The organism is Aquabacterium fontiphilum (assembly GCF_009909205.1).
Classification (GTDB): Bacteria; Pseudomonadota; Gammaproteobacteria; order Burkholderiales; family Burkholderiaceae_C; genus Aquabacterium; species Aquabacterium fontiphilum.
Genome location: NZ_JAAAPN010000001.1, coordinates 468,084 through 484,424 on the forward strand (window position 1 = coordinate 468,084; position 16,341 = coordinate 484,424).

Consider the following 16,341-nt stretch of genomic DNA (forward strand, 5'->3'; position numbering starts at 1 on the left):
GGCGTTCAGGCCGCAGGCGGGCTCACGCCGGGCCCCACGGGCGGAAAGGACTGAAACGCCTCGGTGGCTTCCATCTGCGCGGCCAAGGCAGCCAGCGCAGGGTAGGCCTGGGCGTGGGCCACATCGGGCTCCACCGCGCCCACGAACTGCCAGGCCACCGCCGCCGTGATGCCCGCCTGCCGCGCGGGCACGCCGTCGCGCGGCGCCAGTGCAGCGCCCCGTTGCACCACTTCGTGTTCCAGCCCGGCCAGCGCGGCGGCCAGCTGCCCGCGCACGCGCGCCAGCCAAGGCGCGTGCTGTTTGTCGGCCGGGCGCAGGTTGCGTTCGTAGATGGACTGCACGCCTTTTTCGCATGCGGCCAGCGCGAGGCTCAAGGCGCGGAAGTCATGCTGCAGCTCGGCCGGGTCGCTCGGCCACAGCGCCCGCCCGCCGGTGTGCGCCGCCTCGATGAACTGCAGGATGAGCGACGAATCCATCAACACCTCGCCATCGGCACAGATGAGCGTGGGCGCCTTCACGACCGGGTTGATGCGTTGAAACTGTTCGAAGGTGCTGACCACCGACACCGCTTCGTGTTCGAAGGGCACGCCCAGGCAGCGCATCGAAATCGCGACGCGGCGGACGTAAGGTGAATCAAGCATGCCGATGAGGCGCATGGCGGGCATGGTGGGCTCCTGGGTTGCTGGTTGTGGCGTCCAGTTTGCCTGGGTTTGCGCGCAACAGCCCCACCGAGCGGCCCACGCCGCTCATGTCCCCCGTGCCCGGCTGCGCCGGCCACTCCTCCTTTACTTCGCTGTGTGGGCCGCTCGGTGGGGCTGTTTGGGGGGCGGTGGGGTAGGGGAGGGGAGTCAGGAGTGCGCTGTAGTGGTAGCCGAGCGGATGCGGTTGGGTGGCTGCTACAGGCTGAACTAAGTCATTCGGCAAGACCTGAGCGAACGCCCGCCACCGACGAAAGCAGTCACTTGAATGCGCCGCTGCAATATTGAACAAATCAACGGAATGGACCAAACCGCTTTGGGGCTTCATGCCGGAAGCGTCCGAGAACATGTCTACGCCCTTGCTTAGCGCCATGTTGCTGCATGCCGGTCCCATTGTCCTTGAGCAGCCTCGGGCTGTGCCAATCCGGTAATGATCGGGCGAAAGAAGCGGCGTAACTCCTCTACCAGTTGCGCGAACTCAGGAGGGTTGACAGTCGGGCGCGTGCGTCGCAAGAAGGCTGTCCATTGGCCCTTCTGCTCGACGAAGGACGCGAATGTATCGCCAAGCCCTATAGGCATGGATGTGGGAACAGAGGTTTCGCGGCGTCGTAGCGTGCCGGACACCGCTTCAACCATCGCCGCTAGGTCGAAGGTGAAAGTTCGGGTTGCAAGCCAGATGTCGTAGAAGTCTTTGAGCCGACTGTTGGCCTCGCCGAACCGAATCATGGCTTCGAACTTCTCTGCAACGACCGTCTCTGGCGGGTACATCAGGATGCTGGCCCGGGGTAGATCGTCGAGCAGGCACGGGAAGTCTGCGCGCTTAGGCGCTGGGTAGACGTGATCGCCGAATCCGATGTCGATCTGCACTGGAATGACTGCACGGTCAAGGAGCCCTTGCAATCTGAGCGTCGCGCCCTGGTACTTGTCAGCCTCTCGGGCAGGCTCGACCTTCAATGTTGTTAGATCGAAAACGATGCCATCTACGGGTGCACTGACGGCGCAGATGCGCGCAAACAAGTCCGTCAAGGCGATTGGATCAGGACTGCCCTGACCTAGAAGATCAAGGTCCTTGGTTGGGCGGGAGACATGCTCTGGCCAGGTGACGAAAAGTGTGGCGCCTTTGAGCACGTAGTGCTCGCCAGCCTCGGTCAGGCTCAGGCGAAACAGGAATCGCTCGATGGCGTAGCGGCTCAGCACCCAGGTGAAGTCTTCGCCATGCTGGCGGGCGTGGTTGTAGAGCCGTTGTCGGATCGATGCCGCGATGTCTTTCATTGCATGGCCTTGATCAAGGGCTCTATCAGACCGGCAACCCGGTCAATCTTCGCGAATGCCATGAGCTCGCCAGGCGTGGTTTTCCGTTGGCGAAGGGCATCTCGCAGGGCTTCAATGGCGATATCCTCACCAACGTGGCGTCGGTGCTTGAAGCAGTCAACGACAGTTTTGGCTACGCCGTAGATCGGCACGTGGACGCCTTCCACCTCGACATGCTCGATCCCGGCCGTCAAGGCCTCGCCGGTGGCCCTGACGATTTCCAGGCGAAAGCCCGGCGTTTGAGGCGAGCGGGCCTTGTGTGGAATCGTCATCCAGACGGCATGCGGTAACTGGGTGGTCAACTCGTGATAGTTCAGGGCGCTGATCAGACTGATCACCCCATTTGGCACCAGGCGCGCGGCTTCTGCGAGATCGTGCGCTACATGTGACCCTACGTTTTCTGGCTCCTGGTAAAGCCCACGCCTGAGGCGTGTCAGCTCGCCCGCGTCGGTCATGCGCTTCAGGTAGACGAGTGGAATGCCTGCGGCCTTGAAATCGCGTGCGCGCGCAATCCCCAGCGCCCTGGTTAGACGGAGCGCGTTTTCGCGGTGTGTCCTATGACCTTTGGTCCTCATGTTACCTATTGTAGGCAAAAATCAGAAATTGCCGACAAGAAAGGCGAAGTTGGATGATGTTGCTGATGTCATATAATTAGTATGACATGAGCTTGCTTGAACCAGAATCGACCCCCGACTTGGATCCCCGCCGCGTTAAGGCCGCCCGGGCGCTTTTGGCTTGGTCGCAGCAGGATCTTGCCAAGGCGGCCAACGTCGCCACATCCACAGTGGCTGACTTCGAGCGCGGTCGCCGGACACCCGTGGCCAATAACGCCCAGGCCATCCGTTCCGCCCTTGAAAGGGAGGGGATTCGATTTTTGTCCACCGGCGCGGTGATGGGTCCAACGGTGCCGATCGCGGGCCAGTCCAGTCGTCCGGGCATGCCCGTGAGATGGGTCAGTGGTGCGGACTTGGCAGAGTGGGCAGGCCGCATAGATGGCGCCTTCAGCTTGCCGACCTTGTTGGCGTTTTTGATCCGGGCTACTCACGGAAACACGGTTCGGATGCGCATCCCCGCCGACGAAGGCGTTCGACATCCTGGCTGGGACGCCAGAACCGTATGTGACGTTGCCAGCGAATACGTACCCGCCGGTACTGCGGGCTGGGAGCTCAGTGCTCAGCGCAGCGACGTTCCCGGGAAGGCTGAAAAAGACTATCGCAAACGCACGGCTGAGCCCGATGGGGTTGACCCAGCGTCATCGACCTACATCTTTGTCACATTGCAGCACTGGCCCAAAAAAGACGAATGGGCGTCAGCAAAAAAAGCCGAAGGCCCATGGCTTGACGTGCGCGTCTATGACGCTGACGACCTAGTTCACTGGATTGAACAGGCCCCTGCCGTTGGCCTGTGGTTGGCAGTTCGACTGGACAAGCGGCCGCCCGGTACGCGGGAGCTTGACGAGATGTGGGTGGAATGGTCGCGAGCCACGCAGTGGCCGCTGACCGAAGAGCTTGTGCTCTCCGACCGCGACCAAGACGCCGCCATGGTGCTCCGCTGGTTGCGTGGCGCGCCGTCGGTGTTGTCTTTGCAGGCGACAACCACCGATGAAGTGGTGGCGTTTTTCCATGCCGCACTCAGTGAGCTGCCCGAAGACCTGAGCAAGGCTTACCGTGCCCGCTCCATTGTGGCCACCACCGCCGAGGCAGCTCGGGCGCTCGCCAACGCGCAGAGCGAGTTGATCATCGTTCTGACCGAGCAGTTGCCGGGTCTTGCCCGAACGCTGGCTGACCGAGGGCACTTCGTGCTTCAGGCTTATGACGAGCACGTAGCCTCAAACGGGCAAGTTCGCGCATTGGCTCGGCCATCAAGGGAAGGCATTGCCTGCGCGCTTCAGGCTGCAGGGATCGCCGAACCAAGAGCCCAAGCCCTGGCACGCGACAGCGCTCGCAACCTCGCTGTTTTGCGCCGACTGATCCCGACAGCCGCCGGCAGTAAGCCCACGTGGGCAGATAGCCCGCCACCCCATGAGCTGTTGGCCGCGTTGCTTGCCGGGGGCTGGGATGAAAACGTCGAAGCGGATAAAGCGCGCTTGTCGGAACTTGCCGATGCGCCCTATGACCGGGTCACCGCTGCCCTGACGCCCTATGTCGGCCAGTTCGACAGCCCACTGCAGAAAGTGGGTGCCACATGGCGCGTCGCTTCACCGTACGACGCCTGGCTGCGGCTGGCGCGGTACCTGACGGTGAGGGACATCGAACGCTTCGAGTCCGCCGCTCATGCTGTATTGGGTTCAGCCGACCCACGATTCGAGATGGCGCCTGGTGAACGCTGGATGGCCGCGATCAAAGGCGTCCGCCCGGTGTATTCCGGGATGCTGCGCCATGGGATCGGGCAGGTTCTGATCCTCATTGCGCTCTGGGGCAAAGAAGTCACCACGGTACCCAACGCGTCGCGGCGAGCGGATGCGATTGTCGAAAGGCTGCTGCACGACGCCGATGGACGACGGTGGTGGTCATTGTCGCGCGACTTCCGCCTCTTGGCCGAAGCCTCTCCCGAAGCCTTTCTGTCTGCGGTGGAGGACAGCCTGGACCAAGCCAGTCCACCGATCGGCGCGCTGTTCGGCTCAGACGAAGGCGGGCTGAATGGCACCGAGTACCTGTCCGATTTGATGTGGGCGTTGGAGTCGCTGGCCTGGTCGCCGCAGTGGATGCCACGTGTGACACTTCTCCTGGCACGGTTGGACGCCATCGACGTCAAGCCAAGACGCTATGCGAACGGTCCCGCACGCAGTCTGCGCGGAATTCATCTGCTGTGGCATCCGCAGACCTTTGCGACGCTCGACGAGCGACTGCGTGCACTGGACCTGATCCGTAAACGCGAACCCCATGCGGCCTGGAAGTTGATGCTGGGCATCTTGCCGCGTGGGCGTGATTCGTCTACTCCTTCGCCCTTGCCTCGATGGCGCGACTTCAGCGTTGATGAAGTCGAGGTCGTCACATGGGGGCTGATACAGCGCGGTGCCACGCTCATCAGCGAACGCCTTCTCGCGGATGTCGGGGAGACACCGGTGCGCTGGGTGGCGCTGCTTGACCGACTTGGTGACCTCGCGCCGGGCCCAGATGCCGCCGTGGATGTTCTCGTGGCAAAAGAACCGCTCATCACCCGCCAGGAGGATCGCATGATCTTCTGGGATAAGTTGCGCGATGTCTTGCACCGCCACAGGCAGTTCCCGGATGCAGATTGGTGTTTGCAGCCCGCTGTGCTGGACCGTCTGGCAGCCATTTACGATCACTTCACCCCTGCCGATCACTTGCAGCGAATGGCGTGGCTTTTCAAGCAGGCAGTGGCGTTGCCCAGCCCGCCAAAGGCAGGCTGGGAGGCCGAGCAGCGGGCCGTCGATGCCGCCCGTGTCGAGGCGGCTCACGCCCTCTACGCGAGCGAAGGCATCGCTGGCGTGTTGGCGTTATCCAGGCTGAGCGACGCGCCCGGCTTCATTGGCAAGGCATTGCATGACGGCGGCCTCGCGAACGAGGATGTAGACAAGTTGATTGAAGCAGCCGCGCGCAGCGACAACCCTTGCGAACGTGACGTCGCACATGGTTTGATCGTGTCTGGCTTGCGGGGGCGGGGCGCAGATTGGGGCGTCGGCTTGATCAACAGGGCATGCGCAGAGCACTGGGGCGACGATGCCTTGATGACGGTGCTGCGTGCGCTTCCGATGGAGCGATGGGTCTGGGATCAGGTTGCAGACATCGGGGGCGAAACGGAGGTCAACTACTGGAAACGTGCCCCTGTGTTTTGGGTGGATGGCGACAGTGCCAACACCGCATACGCCATCCACCAATTCATCAAGGCGGGACGGGCGCGTCATGCACTCGCCTTGGCCGACGGTAACGGCAAGGTGGACTTGTCATCAGCGTTGCTGATTGAGCTGCTGCAGCAGGCCGCGCATCAGCCCGTCGAAGATGACGTGAGTGGCAACGATGCGACCATGTTCCAGTATCACGTTGCCAATATCCTTGCCTTGCTTGACGAGCGGGACGACGTAGACCGAAAGACACTGGTCGCGCTGGAGTGGAACTACCTTCAGCTGCTTGAGGACTCTTCCCGCCCACCGAAGGTTCTCCTCCAGGCGTTGTCAGAGGATCCGGAGCTCTTCATTCAGATGCTGAGCGCAGTCTTCCGGCCAGCAGAGGACAGTGGTGTGGTTGAGGATGAACCAGCAGATGCTGAGCAGGCGAGTGCAGTTGCGCATCAGGCCTACAGCCTGCTGGGACTCTGGAATCGCCTGCCAGGTACGCGTGGCGACGGAACGATTGACGGTAAGGCGCTGGAAAACTGGATCAAGGAGGCCCGCAGTCTTGCCAAGGCCGTTGGACGCGAGGAAATTGCCCTTGATCGCATCGGCACCATGCTTGCTGCATCGCCAATGGGGGCGGATGGAGTCTGGCCGGCGGAGCCTGTGCGCGACGTGCTCGATCTCTTCCGCAACAAAGCGATGCTGGATGGCTTTTGCGTGGGCAAAGTCAATCTGCGAGGTGTGACATCACGCATGCCGCGCGACGGTGGGGCTCTTGAACGCAGTGAGGCGGCCAAGTATCGTGCTTGGGCCAAGGCGGTCGCTTATGAACACCCTCATACGGCCAAGGCACTGGATCGCCTCGCTGAAGGATATGAGATGGACGCCGAACGACATGATGAACGCGCCGAACGCCTTGATTGGGAGGGGTAGGTCGGCGTCATGTCGAGCGGGTGCCCAATCTTGCTGCCGCGATGCTTCATTTTCAACAGACAGGGGCTTCTTCGCGGAGTGCTGTGCTAAGCGTCGCGCTGCTTATCCATTTGGCCGTTTTGCCGCTTGGCATATGGACCCAATGTCTGGTTCTCCGAGCTAACCAGTCCTTCGGTTCGATCAGAAAGATATCAGCAATCGCTGCATAGCAGTCTCCCATCACCGACACCGCACATTCGGTCGCTCGATTCACCTCGCCTCAGCCCCTCATCCCCCAGCCTCATCCCCCGGCCTGCCCGGCGCCTTCGATGTCGCCGAGAAGCGCAGCAGTCAGGTGGGCGCGCGCAGCGCGCTTTGTCCATCAAGCTCGCCGAGGCTGTTTGAGCGGAGTGGCCGCAGGCCGCGCAGCGAGTTCCTCGGCGCCACCTGGCTGAGAGCATCGCAGGGCAGTCCCGCTCGTTGAGCGGGACCGGCATCGTCAAGCCGGGCGGGCCGGGGGGTGAGGCTGGGCGCACGCCACAGGCACAGCGATTGCCGCAGACGCAGCACACGTTGCCACAAGGGGCTCAGCACGATGAACGACCAGCATGACGCCAAGCAACACGCCATGAAGATGGGTTGGGGCAGGTTCTTCGCCATGATCGCCACGTCGACCATCGTCATGTTCCCGCTGATGTATCAACTGGTCTACACCGGCGAGCACGCCACGTTCAGCCTGACGCGGCTGGTGTCGTCTGTCGTGATGGGGTGTGTCATGGCCGTCATCATGCTGGGCTTCATGTGGAAGATGTACGCAGGCCCGGCGATGAAGTTGGCGGTGCTGGCGGGGGCCATCTTCTTGGGCTTTGGCGTGCTCGCGATCAACCGTGAGCAGACGCTGATTGATGACGTGGCGTTCATGAAATCCATGATTCCGCATCACTCGATCGCGATCAACAACGCCCGCAAGGCCAACATACGAGACCCGCGCGTCCGCAAGCTGGCCGATGACATCATCCGTGCGCAGGTCAAGGAGATCGCCATCATGAAACTGCTGGCCGACGACATCGAGCGCAACGGCACGCGAGGCGCCACGACGCTGCCGCCAAGGACCGCCGCGCGGACGCCGGACATGCAGCCAGAGATCGACGAGGCCGTCCGGTAAAGGCCTCGCGCAGATCAGAAGAACGCCTGAATCCCGGTCTGCGCCCGCCCCAGGATCAGCGCGTGCACATCGTGCGTGCCCTCATAGGTGTTGACCACCTCCAGGTTCACCAGATGCCGCGCCACGCCGAACTCGTCGCTGATGCCGTTGCCGCCCATCATGTCGCGGGCCAGGCGGGCGATGTCCAATGCCTTGCCGCAGTTGTTGCGCTTCATGATCGAGGTGATCTCGACTGCGGCCTTGCCTTCGTCCTTCAGCCGCCCCAGCCGCAGGCTGCCCTGCAGGCCCAGCGCGATCTCGGTCTGCATGTCGGCCAGCTTCTTCTGAATCAGCTGATTGGCCGCCAGCGGCCGGCCGAATTGCTGCCGGTCGAGCACATACTGCCGCGCGCGAAACCAGCAATCCTCGGCCGCGCCCATCGCGCCCCATGAGATCCCATAGCGCGCGCTGTTCAGGCAGGTGAATGGCCCCTTCAGCCCGCGCACCGTCGGGAACGCGTTCTCTTCCGGCACGAACACCTCGTCCATCACGATCTCGCCCGTGATGCTCGCGCGCAGCCCCACCTTGCCGTGGATGGCCGGTGCGCTCAGGCCCTTCCAACCCTTCTCGAGCACGAAGCCGCGGATCTGGTCCTTGACGCGACCGCCGACGTCTTCCTCACACTGCGCCCACACCACGAACACATCCGCAATCGGCGCGTTGCTGATCCACATCTTGCTGCCGCGCAGCGTGTAGCCGCCGTCGACCCGTGTGGCGCGCGTCTTCATGCTGGCCGGGTCGGAGCCATGATCGGGCTCGGTCAGGCCAAAGCAGCCGATGAACTCGCCGCTGGCCAGCTTGGGCAGGTACTTGCGCCGTGTCGCTTCGTTGCCGAAGGCGTAGATGGGCAGCATCACCAGCGACGACTGCACGCTCATCATCGAGCGGTAGCCCGAATCCACCCGCTCGACCTCGCGCGCGATGAGCCCGTAGCTCACGTAGTTCAGCCCCGCGCCGCCATACTCGGCCGGGATGGTGGCGCCCAGCAGCCCCAGTTCGCCCATCTCGCGAAAGATGGCCGGGTCAGTCTGCTCGTTGCGAAACGCCAGCGTCACGCGTGGCAGCAGCTTGTCTTGTGCATAAGCGCGTGCGGCGTCGCGCACCTGGCGCTCATCGGTGCTGAGCTGGTCGTCCAGCAGCAGCGGGTCGGCCCAGTTGAAGGATGCGTGGTCGGTGCTCATGGCGCAATGGTAGGCGCGGTTCACGCCCGGTCAGCTTCGCTCAGGCCTGGCCCAGCGCGATGAACCGCGCCAGATGGTGGTCTTCGTCGCCCAGCTGGTGGTCGATGGCCACCAGGCGCTTGGCGTAGTGGGCCAGGGGCAGCTCCCAGGTCATGCCGATGCCGCCATGCAGCTGGATGCTCTCTTCGGCCACCATCTGCCCCACACGCCCGATGGTGTATTTGGCCGCAGACAGCGCGCGCTCGCGGGTGATGCGGTCGGGCTCGTCCAGCGCGGCGGCGGCGTTGATCACGGCTGAGCGGGCCTGCTCGATCTCCAGCAGCACGGTGGCCATGCGGTGTTGCAGCGCCTGGAAGCTGCCGATGGGCTTGCCGAACTGGCGGCGCGTCTGCAGGTAGCCCACCGTGGCGGCCTTGATGGTTTCCATGGCGCCCAGCGCCTCGGCACACAGCGCCAGCACGCCGCGGCCCATGGCGTACTCCAGCGTGGCCAGGCCCTGACCCAGTTCGCCGAGCAGGGCCGAGGGCGGCAGCACCACGCCGTTGAGCGCTACATCGGCCGCGCGGCCGCCATCGGCTGTGGGGAAGGGCCGCACGCGCACGCCAGGCGTGTCGGTGGGCACGACGAAGAGCGACAGGCCATCGGCATCGCCGGGCTGGCCCGATGTGCGCGCCGACACCACCAGCAGCTCCGACTGGTGGCCCAGCATCACCATGGTTTTGCGCCCCTGCAGCACCCAGTGCGCCCCTTCGCGCACGGCCTGGGTGCGCACCTGTTCGGGCTGGTAGTGCGTCTGCGCCTCTTCATGGGCGAGGCTCATGATCAATGTGCCTTCGATCACCGCAGGCAGCAGGCTGAGCTGGTCGTCGTTGCCGGCGTGGGCGATGGCGCTGCCGGCCAGCACGGCTGTGGGCAGAAAGGGTTCCAGCACCAGCCCGCGCCCCAGCGCCTCGAACACCACGCTGATGTCATGGCCCGTTCCGCCCAGGCCGCCATGGCGTTCGGCAAACAGCGCACCGATGGCGCCGAGATCCGCGAACGACTGCCAACGGTTGGGGCTGTAGCCCTGTGGGTTGCGGCTGATCTTCTGGCGGGTGTCGAAGTCGTAGCGATCCGCGATGAAGCGGCCCAGCGAGGCGCTGAGCATGCGGCGGTCTTCGGTGTGCGTGAAGTTCATGGTCACAGCCCCAGGATCATCTTGGCGATGATGTTCTTCTGGATCTCGTTGGAGCCGCCGAAGATCGACAGCTTGCGGTTGTTGAAGTACTGCTGCGCGGCGAAGGCCGCCTCGGGCTGACCGGCCCATTCGAGTGGCGGGCCGTCCTGCTTGGCGTCCTGCTTGGCGTTGTGCTCAAGGGTTTGGTCGGTCGTCTGCTCGTCGTCAACGTGATCCCACAGCGCCATGGCCTGCGGGCCCATCGCCCGGCGCAGCAGCGCGCTGAGCTCCTGGCGGATCTCGGTTCCCTTGATCTTCAACATGGAGCTTTCTGCGCCCGGTGCGCCACCTTCGGCCGCGGCGGCGATCACGCGCAGGTTGGTGGTCTTCATGTTCTCCAGGTCGATCTCGACGCGAGCCAGGCGCGCGGCAAACAGCGGGTCATGCAGCAGCGGGCGGCCGCCCTTCATCACGCGGCTGGCCACGGCCTTGACGCGCTCCAGCGCCGCGACCGAGAAACCCACGCCGGCAATGTTGGTGCGCTCATAGGTGAGCAGGTACTTCGCGCAGCTCCAGCCCTTGTTCGCTTGGCCGACCAGGTTGGCCGCCGGCACGCGCACGTCGGTGAAGAACACCTCGTTGACCTCGTGTGCGCCATCAAGCGTGAGGATGGGCCGCACCTCGACGCCCGGCGTGTGCATGTCGATCAGCAGAAAGCTGATGCCTTCTTGCGGCTTGGCCTCGCGGTCGGTGCGCACCAGGCAGAAGATCATGTTGGCGTGGTGTCCCAGCGTGGTCCAGGTCTTCTGGCCATTGACCACGTAGTGCTCGCCCGAGGCATCCAGCACGGCCGTGGTCTTGACGGCGGCCAGGTCCGAACCCGCGCCCGGCTCGGAGTAGCCCTGGCACCACCAGTCTTCGCCGCTGAGGATGCGCGGCAGCCAGTGGCGCTTCTGTGCCTCGTTGCCGTACTTGATCAGCACGGGCCCGAGCATGTTCACGCCGAAGGGCACGGTGCGCGGCGCATAGGCCAGCGCGCATTCGTTGTCGAAGATGAAGCGTTGCACCGGGCTCCAGCCGGGGCCGCCCCATTCGCGTGGCCAGTGGCTCGCCAGCCAGCCGCGCTGGTGCAGCAGGCGGTGCCAGGTGTCATGGTCGGCCTTGCTGAGGTGCTGCCCGTTGCGCACCTTGGCGGTCAGGCTGGTGGGCACGTCGTCGCGCAGAAAGCCACGCACGGCCTCACGAAAGGCCAGCTCGTCGGGGGTGAAGTTCAAATCCATGTGCGCCCTTCGGCCACCAACTGCGTCAGCAGCGGGGCGGGTTGCCAGAACAGGGGGTCGCGCGCGCGGGTCTCGTCGTGCAGGCGGCCGATGTGCGCCAGCACCGTCTCCAGCCCCTGCGCATCGGCCCAGGCCATCGGCCCGCCCTTGTCTTTCGGGAAGCCATAGCCGTGGGCCATGACGACGTCCACATCCGAGGGCTGCAGCGCGATGCCTTCGCCGACCACGCGCAGGCCTTCGTTGACCATGGCGCAGAGGTAGCGTGTCTGCATCTCGGCTTCGGTGAAGCGGCGGGGCGTGATGCCTGCCTTGCCGCGCTCGGCCTCGATGATGGCCATCACGTCAGGGCAGGGCGTGCCCTGGCGGCTGCCTGGGGCGTAGCGGTACCAGCCGCGGCCCGTCTTCTGGCCGAACCAGCCGTTTTCGCAGAGGCGGTCAGCAATGGCCACGTAACGGGCGCGCGGGTCGCGGGTGGCCGCGCGGCGCTTGCGCGTGGCCCAGCCGATGTCGCCCCCGGCCAGGTCGCTGACCTCATACGGGCCCATGGGGAAGCCGAAGGCGCGCGCCATCGCGTCGATCTCGTACGGGCTGGCGCCGTCTTCCACCATGTGGTCGGCCGCGGCGCGGTAGACCGCGAGGATGCGGTTGCCGATGAAGCCATCACACACCCGGGCGCACACCGCCACCTTGCGCAGGCGCTGGGCCAGATCGAGCGCGGTGGCCACCACATCGGGCGCGACGTGGTCGGTCAGCACCACCTCCAGCAGGCGCATCACGTGGGCGGGCGAGAAGAAATGCAGGCCGATCACGTCGGCCGGGCGACTGATCGCCTCGGCCATCGCGTTGACGTCCAGGTAAGAGGTGTTGGTGGCCAGGATGGCCCCGGGCCGGCAGTGCCGATCGAGTTCGGCCAGCACGCCGAGCTTGACGGCCATGTCTTCGTACACGGCCTCGATGGCCAGATCCACCGGTGCCAGATCGGCCAGTGCGGTGCTGGGGCGCAGGCGGCCGAGCATCTGGCTCGCCGCCTCGGCCGTGAGCCTGCCCTTGGTCACCATGCCGTCGAACACCGTGCGGATGCGCTGGCCGCCGGCCTGCAGCGCGGCGTCGTCGCGTTCGACCAGCGTCACCGTCAGCTCGGCCTGCAGCAGGGCCACGGCGATGCCGGCGCCCATGGTGCCGCCACCCACCACGCCCACGTGCCGCACGGGCCGGGGCGCGTGGCCCTCTGCCTGGGGCACGGTGCGCGCACGCGCCTCGGCCAGGGCGAGGTAGTTCGGGGGCATGGGTCGGGAAGGCATGGCGACATTGTTCGCTTCGGGTTTGTTCTTGACAATCGGGGTTGCCATTGACAGACTGTCAAATCCGATTTGACAAACTTCACGAATTGGCACACTTCGACGCCGCCGCCCTCGACCTGCTGGTCGACATCCTGGATGCCGGCAACCTCAGCGAGGCCGCCCGCCGTCTCAACATGACGCGGGCCAACGTCAGCTACCACCTCAAGCAGTTCGAGCAACAACTGGGCGCGCAGCTCGTGCGCCGCACCACCCGCCAGCTGCAGGCCACCGAAGTGGGGCTACAGCTCTACGAGCACGGGCGCCGCATCCGGCAGGAGCTGGCCGCCGCGCGCGAGGCGGTCACCACGCTGGGGCAGACGCTGCAAGGCCGCGTGCGCCTGAGCCTGCCCAGTGGCTATGGCCACATGGTGGTGGCGCCCTGGCTGATCGATTTCAAGCGCGCCTACCCCGGCATCGTCCTCGACGTGGCGTTCGAGAACCGCGTGACCGACCTGCTGCGTGACGAGGTGGACATCGCCGTGCGCGTGCTCTCGACGCCGCCCGACAGCCTGGTGGCGCGCGACATGGGACCCGTGCGCTATGTGGCCTGCGCGGCACGCAGCCACGTTGAAGCCCATGGCCTGCCGCGCACGCTCGATGAACTGGGCCGCGCGCCCATCATCACCTCGGGCGTGGTGGGCCGGCAGTTGCGGCTGGCGGCTTACCTGGAAGGCGAACGGCATGAGGTGCCGCTGTCGCCCACGCTCACGTCAGAGAACTTTCTCTTTCTGCGCGAGGCCATCGTGGCCGGCCTGGGGGTGGGGCTGGTGCCGGATTACGTGGTGAGCGACCTGGTGGCGCAAGGCGAGGTGCTGACCACGCTGGATGACTGGAAGCTCAGCATCTTCGGCATGCGCATGATGATGCTCTACATGCCCAACCGGCATCACACCCGGGCCGCGTCCACCTTCATCGACTATGTGCTGGAGCGTGCGCGCGCTCAGCGCCAGACACCGCGCAGCCAGGCCGCGATGTCGTCGATCTCTTCCATGCAGACGCTGTGATCGATGGGGTAGTCGTGCCAGCTCACGGGCTGGCCCAGGCGTCTGAGCACGGCAAACGCATGCTGCCCGCGCGCCATGGGCACCACGCCATCGGCATCGCCATGCGCCATGAACACGGGCGTGTCGTGGTTGGCCGGGTGGCGCGCCTGCGCGGTGGTCTCAGCCAGCGGCAGATAGCCTGACAGGGCCACCAGGCCGGCCAGGCGCTGCGGGTAGCGCAGGCCAGTGAGCAGCGTCATCGCGCAGCCTTGCGAGAAGCCCATCAGCACGATGCGCTCGGCTGGCACGCCCCGCGCCACCTCGCGGTCGATCAGCGCGGCCACGGCCTGCTGCGAGGCCAGCATCGAGGCCGCATCCTCGCGCTCGGGGCCGCTGACCGGCCGGATGTCGTACCAAGCGCGCATGCGGTAGCCGCCATTGATGCTCACCGGCATCACCGGCGCGCTGGGCAACACAAAGCGGATGGGCCCCAGGTCATCAAGCTTGAGCGCTGCGCACACGGGCTCGAAGTCGCTGCCATCGGCGCCCAGGCCGTGCAGGATGATCAGGCTGCGCTGCGGGTTGGGGCCGGTCTCGTGTTCCAGGGTGTCGAGCATCATGGCGGCATCATGCCAGCCATTCGATGCCGGGCAACTGCGCGCACTGCTGGCGGATGATCTCGGCCATGTCCTGCATGTAGGGCCGCGCGGCCTGCGCCTTGGGGCAGATGGCGTGCAATTCGCTCCACAGGCCCTTGGGGCCGATGCGCACGGCCTGCACGTAGTCGTGCTCCAGGTAGCTCTGCAGGCCCCAGCTGGGCAGGGCGGCCACGCCACGGCGGCTCGCCACCAGCTGCACGATGGCCACGGTGAGCTCGGCCGTTCGGCGTGCGGGATTGACCTTGGCTGGCGTCAGCACTTCGCGGATCAGGTCGATGCGTGCATCCGGTACCGGATAGGTGATCAGCGTTTCATCGGCCAAATCTTTGGCGGTGACGAAGCGCTTGTGTCGCAAGGGATGGTCGTTGGCCACCACCAGCATCATCTCGAAGCGAAACAGCGGCGACACCTGCCAGGCCCGCGTCGCCTTGGGCGCCGAGCCGACCACCAGATCTGCGCGGCCTTCCTTGAGCAAGGCCAGCGGCTCGGCGTGAAAGCCCGCCACCAGATCCACCTCGACCTCGGGCCAGCGCTGCCGAAACGCATGCATCACGGGCATCAGCCAGTCGAAGCAGGTGTGGCATTCCAGTGCGATGCGCAGCTCGCCGGTGGTCTCGCCCTTCATGCGCTGCAGATCGCGCTCGGCCGCGCTGACTTCGCCCAGCACGCTGCGCGCCAGCGTCAGCAGGCGCTCGCCAGCGGGGGTGAACTGCAGCCCTTGGCGCGTGCGCTCGAACAGGGCCAGGCCGTGGTGGTCTTCAAGTGCGCGGATCTGGTGTGACAGCGCGGACTGGCTCAGGTGCACCCGCTCGGCCGCCGTGGCGAGCTTGCCGGCATCGGCAATGGCGACCAAGGAGCGGAGGTGGCGGATTTCCAGCATGAAAGGAGTTCACGTTATTGAAAGAAACATGCATTCTATTCACGTTAATGCCATGTGTCGTGCAGAGGCTTTCGTGCGTTCGCACAACTTGTTGCAACTTCAGGCCCGGCTCGATACCCCCTTACGGGGGAGGGCGCGCATCGCCGACAGATGAGCGATTTATCGTGTCTCCGCGCGAAAGGTGACGTACATGGAAAAAGGTCGAACGCAGAAAAGCCTCCGTCTGGCTGTGGGCCGCTTCGGGATCCAGTGGATCCTGCTGCTGGCGTGTGCCGGTCTGCAGGCGCAGATCACCACCAACAGCACCGGTGGTCCCGGCGGGTCAAGTGGAGGGGGGCAATGCGGCGCGGGGGCTGGGGGTAGCCCGCGATGTGGTGAATCGGGCCCTGCGAGCACGGACACGCAACAAAGCCAGGTGGGTGCGGGCAACCCGATCAACGTGCTGACGGGCAACAAGTACCAGCGGGAGGTGGACCTGGCACCGCTGCCTGGGGTGCTGGGGCTGGAGCTGGTTCGGCACTACAACAGCGTGCACAGCACACCCACGACGCCAAACGGCTTGCTGGGCCGAGGCTGGAGGCTGTCATATGAAACCCGCCTGTATCCCAAGGGTCGGCAACTGGAGGTGGTGCAGGCCGATGGTTCGCGCCTGGGTTTTGGCCGCGACTGGCGCAACCCGGCTGTATGCAGCCCGGCCAACCCCGAGCACGGCAAGATCTTCATCGAAGGACAGGGCCCGCAGACCCGCTACCAATGGGTGTGGGCCGATGGCCGGCGCCTGAGCTTCAACGCCGCGGGCCTGCTGCAGCAGATCGTGGCGCCCAGTGGCGAGATCCTTGGTCTGCAGTACGACCCGCGCGGGCTGCTCATCAAGGTGACCGACCCGCAAGGCCGCAGCCTGCAGCTCAACTACCTCGATCGTGATCGGCGCGATGGCAGCC

At 65.1% G+C, this 16,341-nt stretch carries 12 protein-coding genes and 1 pseudogene; 4 read left to right on the forward strand and 9 right to left on the reverse strand.

The annotated features are described in order from the left end of the window. Positions 1-5: 5 nt before the first annotated feature. The 3 genes from GTZ97_RS02005 to GTZ97_RS02015 all read right to left on the reverse strand — a co-directional run bounded on the left by GTZ97_RS02005 (position 6) and on the right by GTZ97_RS02015 (position 2,584). On the reverse strand, positions 6-656 hold the full coding sequence (locus tag GTZ97_RS02005; RefSeq protein WP_161648870.1) for a glutathione S-transferase family protein: 651 nt from the start codon (positions 654-656) through the stop codon (positions 6-8). 405 nt (positions 657-1,061) lie between these two features. After that, positions 1,062-1,970, reverse strand: coding sequence for a nucleotidyl transferase AbiEii/AbiGii toxin family protein (locus GTZ97_RS02010; protein WP_161648818.1), 909 nt, complete (start codon positions 1,968-1,970; stop codon positions 1,062-1,064). After that, the gene (locus tag GTZ97_RS02015; protein ID WP_161648819.1) at positions 1,967-2,584 is read right to left on the reverse strand and encodes a type IV toxin-antitoxin system AbiEi family antitoxin domain-containing protein; all 618 of its coding nucleotides are present in this window, start codon (positions 2,582-2,584) and stop codon (positions 1,967-1,969) included. Before GTZ97_RS02015 ends, GTZ97_RS02010 begins: the two co-directional genes overlap by 4 nt. 86 nt (positions 2,585-2,670) lie before the next feature. Here GTZ97_RS02015 and GTZ97_RS02020 point away from each other — a divergent pair, with 86 nt between their 5' ends. Next, positions 2,671-6,738, forward strand: coding sequence for a helix-turn-helix domain-containing protein (locus tag GTZ97_RS02020; protein ID WP_161648820.1), 4,068 nt, complete (start codon positions 2,671-2,673; stop codon positions 6,736-6,738). A gap of 574 nt (positions 6,739-7,312) precedes the next feature. Beyond that, a complete protein-coding gene (locus tag GTZ97_RS02025) occupies positions 7,313-7,882 on the forward strand; it encodes a DUF305 domain-containing protein (RefSeq protein WP_161648821.1) in 570 nt (189 codons plus the stop codon). Positions 7,883-7,896: 14 nt separating this feature from the next. Here GTZ97_RS02025 and GTZ97_RS02030 read toward each other — a convergent pair whose 3' ends face one another. From GTZ97_RS02030 to GTZ97_RS02045, 4 genes and pseudogenes are all read right to left on the reverse strand, one after another. Continuing rightward, complete coding sequence (locus GTZ97_RS02030) at positions 7,897-9,102, reverse strand: acyl-CoA dehydrogenase (RefSeq protein WP_161648822.1); 1,206 nt, start codon at positions 9,100-9,102, stop codon at positions 7,897-7,899. A gap of 40 nt (positions 9,103-9,142) precedes the next feature. Further along, entirely contained in the window at positions 9,143-10,279 is a 1,137-nt protein-coding gene (locus tag GTZ97_RS02035) for an acyl-CoA dehydrogenase family protein (RefSeq protein ID WP_161648823.1), read from the reverse strand. A gap of 2 nt (positions 10,280-10,281) precedes the next feature. After that, positions 10,282-11,538 carry an acyl-CoA dehydrogenase family protein gene (locus GTZ97_RS02040; RefSeq protein WP_161648824.1) on the reverse strand — a complete coding sequence of 419 codons (1,257 nt, stop codon included), beginning with the start codon at positions 11,536-11,538 and terminating at the stop codon, positions 10,282-10,284. Beyond that, positions 11,529-12,800 (reverse strand): annotated as a pseudogene (locus GTZ97_RS02045) (3-hydroxyacyl-CoA dehydrogenase); the annotation flags it as partial. The pseudogene GTZ97_RS02045 and the gene GTZ97_RS02040, both read right to left, overlap by 10 nt. Positions 12,801-12,925: 125 nt before the next feature. On the opposite strand from GTZ97_RS02045, the gene GTZ97_RS02050 reads away from it, so the two are divergent. Next, complete coding sequence (locus GTZ97_RS02050) at positions 12,926-13,882, forward strand: LysR family transcriptional regulator (RefSeq protein WP_236650945.1); 957 nt, start codon at positions 12,926-12,928, stop codon at positions 13,880-13,882. Here GTZ97_RS02050 and GTZ97_RS02055 read toward each other — a convergent pair. Both GTZ97_RS02055 and GTZ97_RS02060 read right to left on the reverse strand, forming a co-directional pair. After that, entirely contained in the window at positions 13,819-14,481 is a 663-nt protein-coding gene (locus tag GTZ97_RS02055; protein ID WP_161648827.1) for an alpha/beta hydrolase, read from the reverse strand. The two genes, GTZ97_RS02050 and GTZ97_RS02055, sit on opposite strands and share 64 nt — an antisense overlap. A 7-nt stretch (positions 14,482-14,488) precedes the next feature. Beyond that, positions 14,489-15,400: a LysR family transcriptional regulator gene (locus GTZ97_RS02060; protein WP_161648828.1), complete on the reverse strand. Its 912-nt coding sequence runs from the start codon at positions 15,398-15,400 to the stop codon at positions 14,489-14,491. Positions 15,401-15,590: 190 nt separating this feature from the next. Between GTZ97_RS02060 and GTZ97_RS02065 the strand changes: the two genes are divergently transcribed. Then, positions 15,591-16,341 (forward strand): RHS repeat domain-containing protein (locus GTZ97_RS02065; RefSeq protein ID WP_161648829.1); only part of this gene is annotated, 751 nt, incomplete at its 3' end.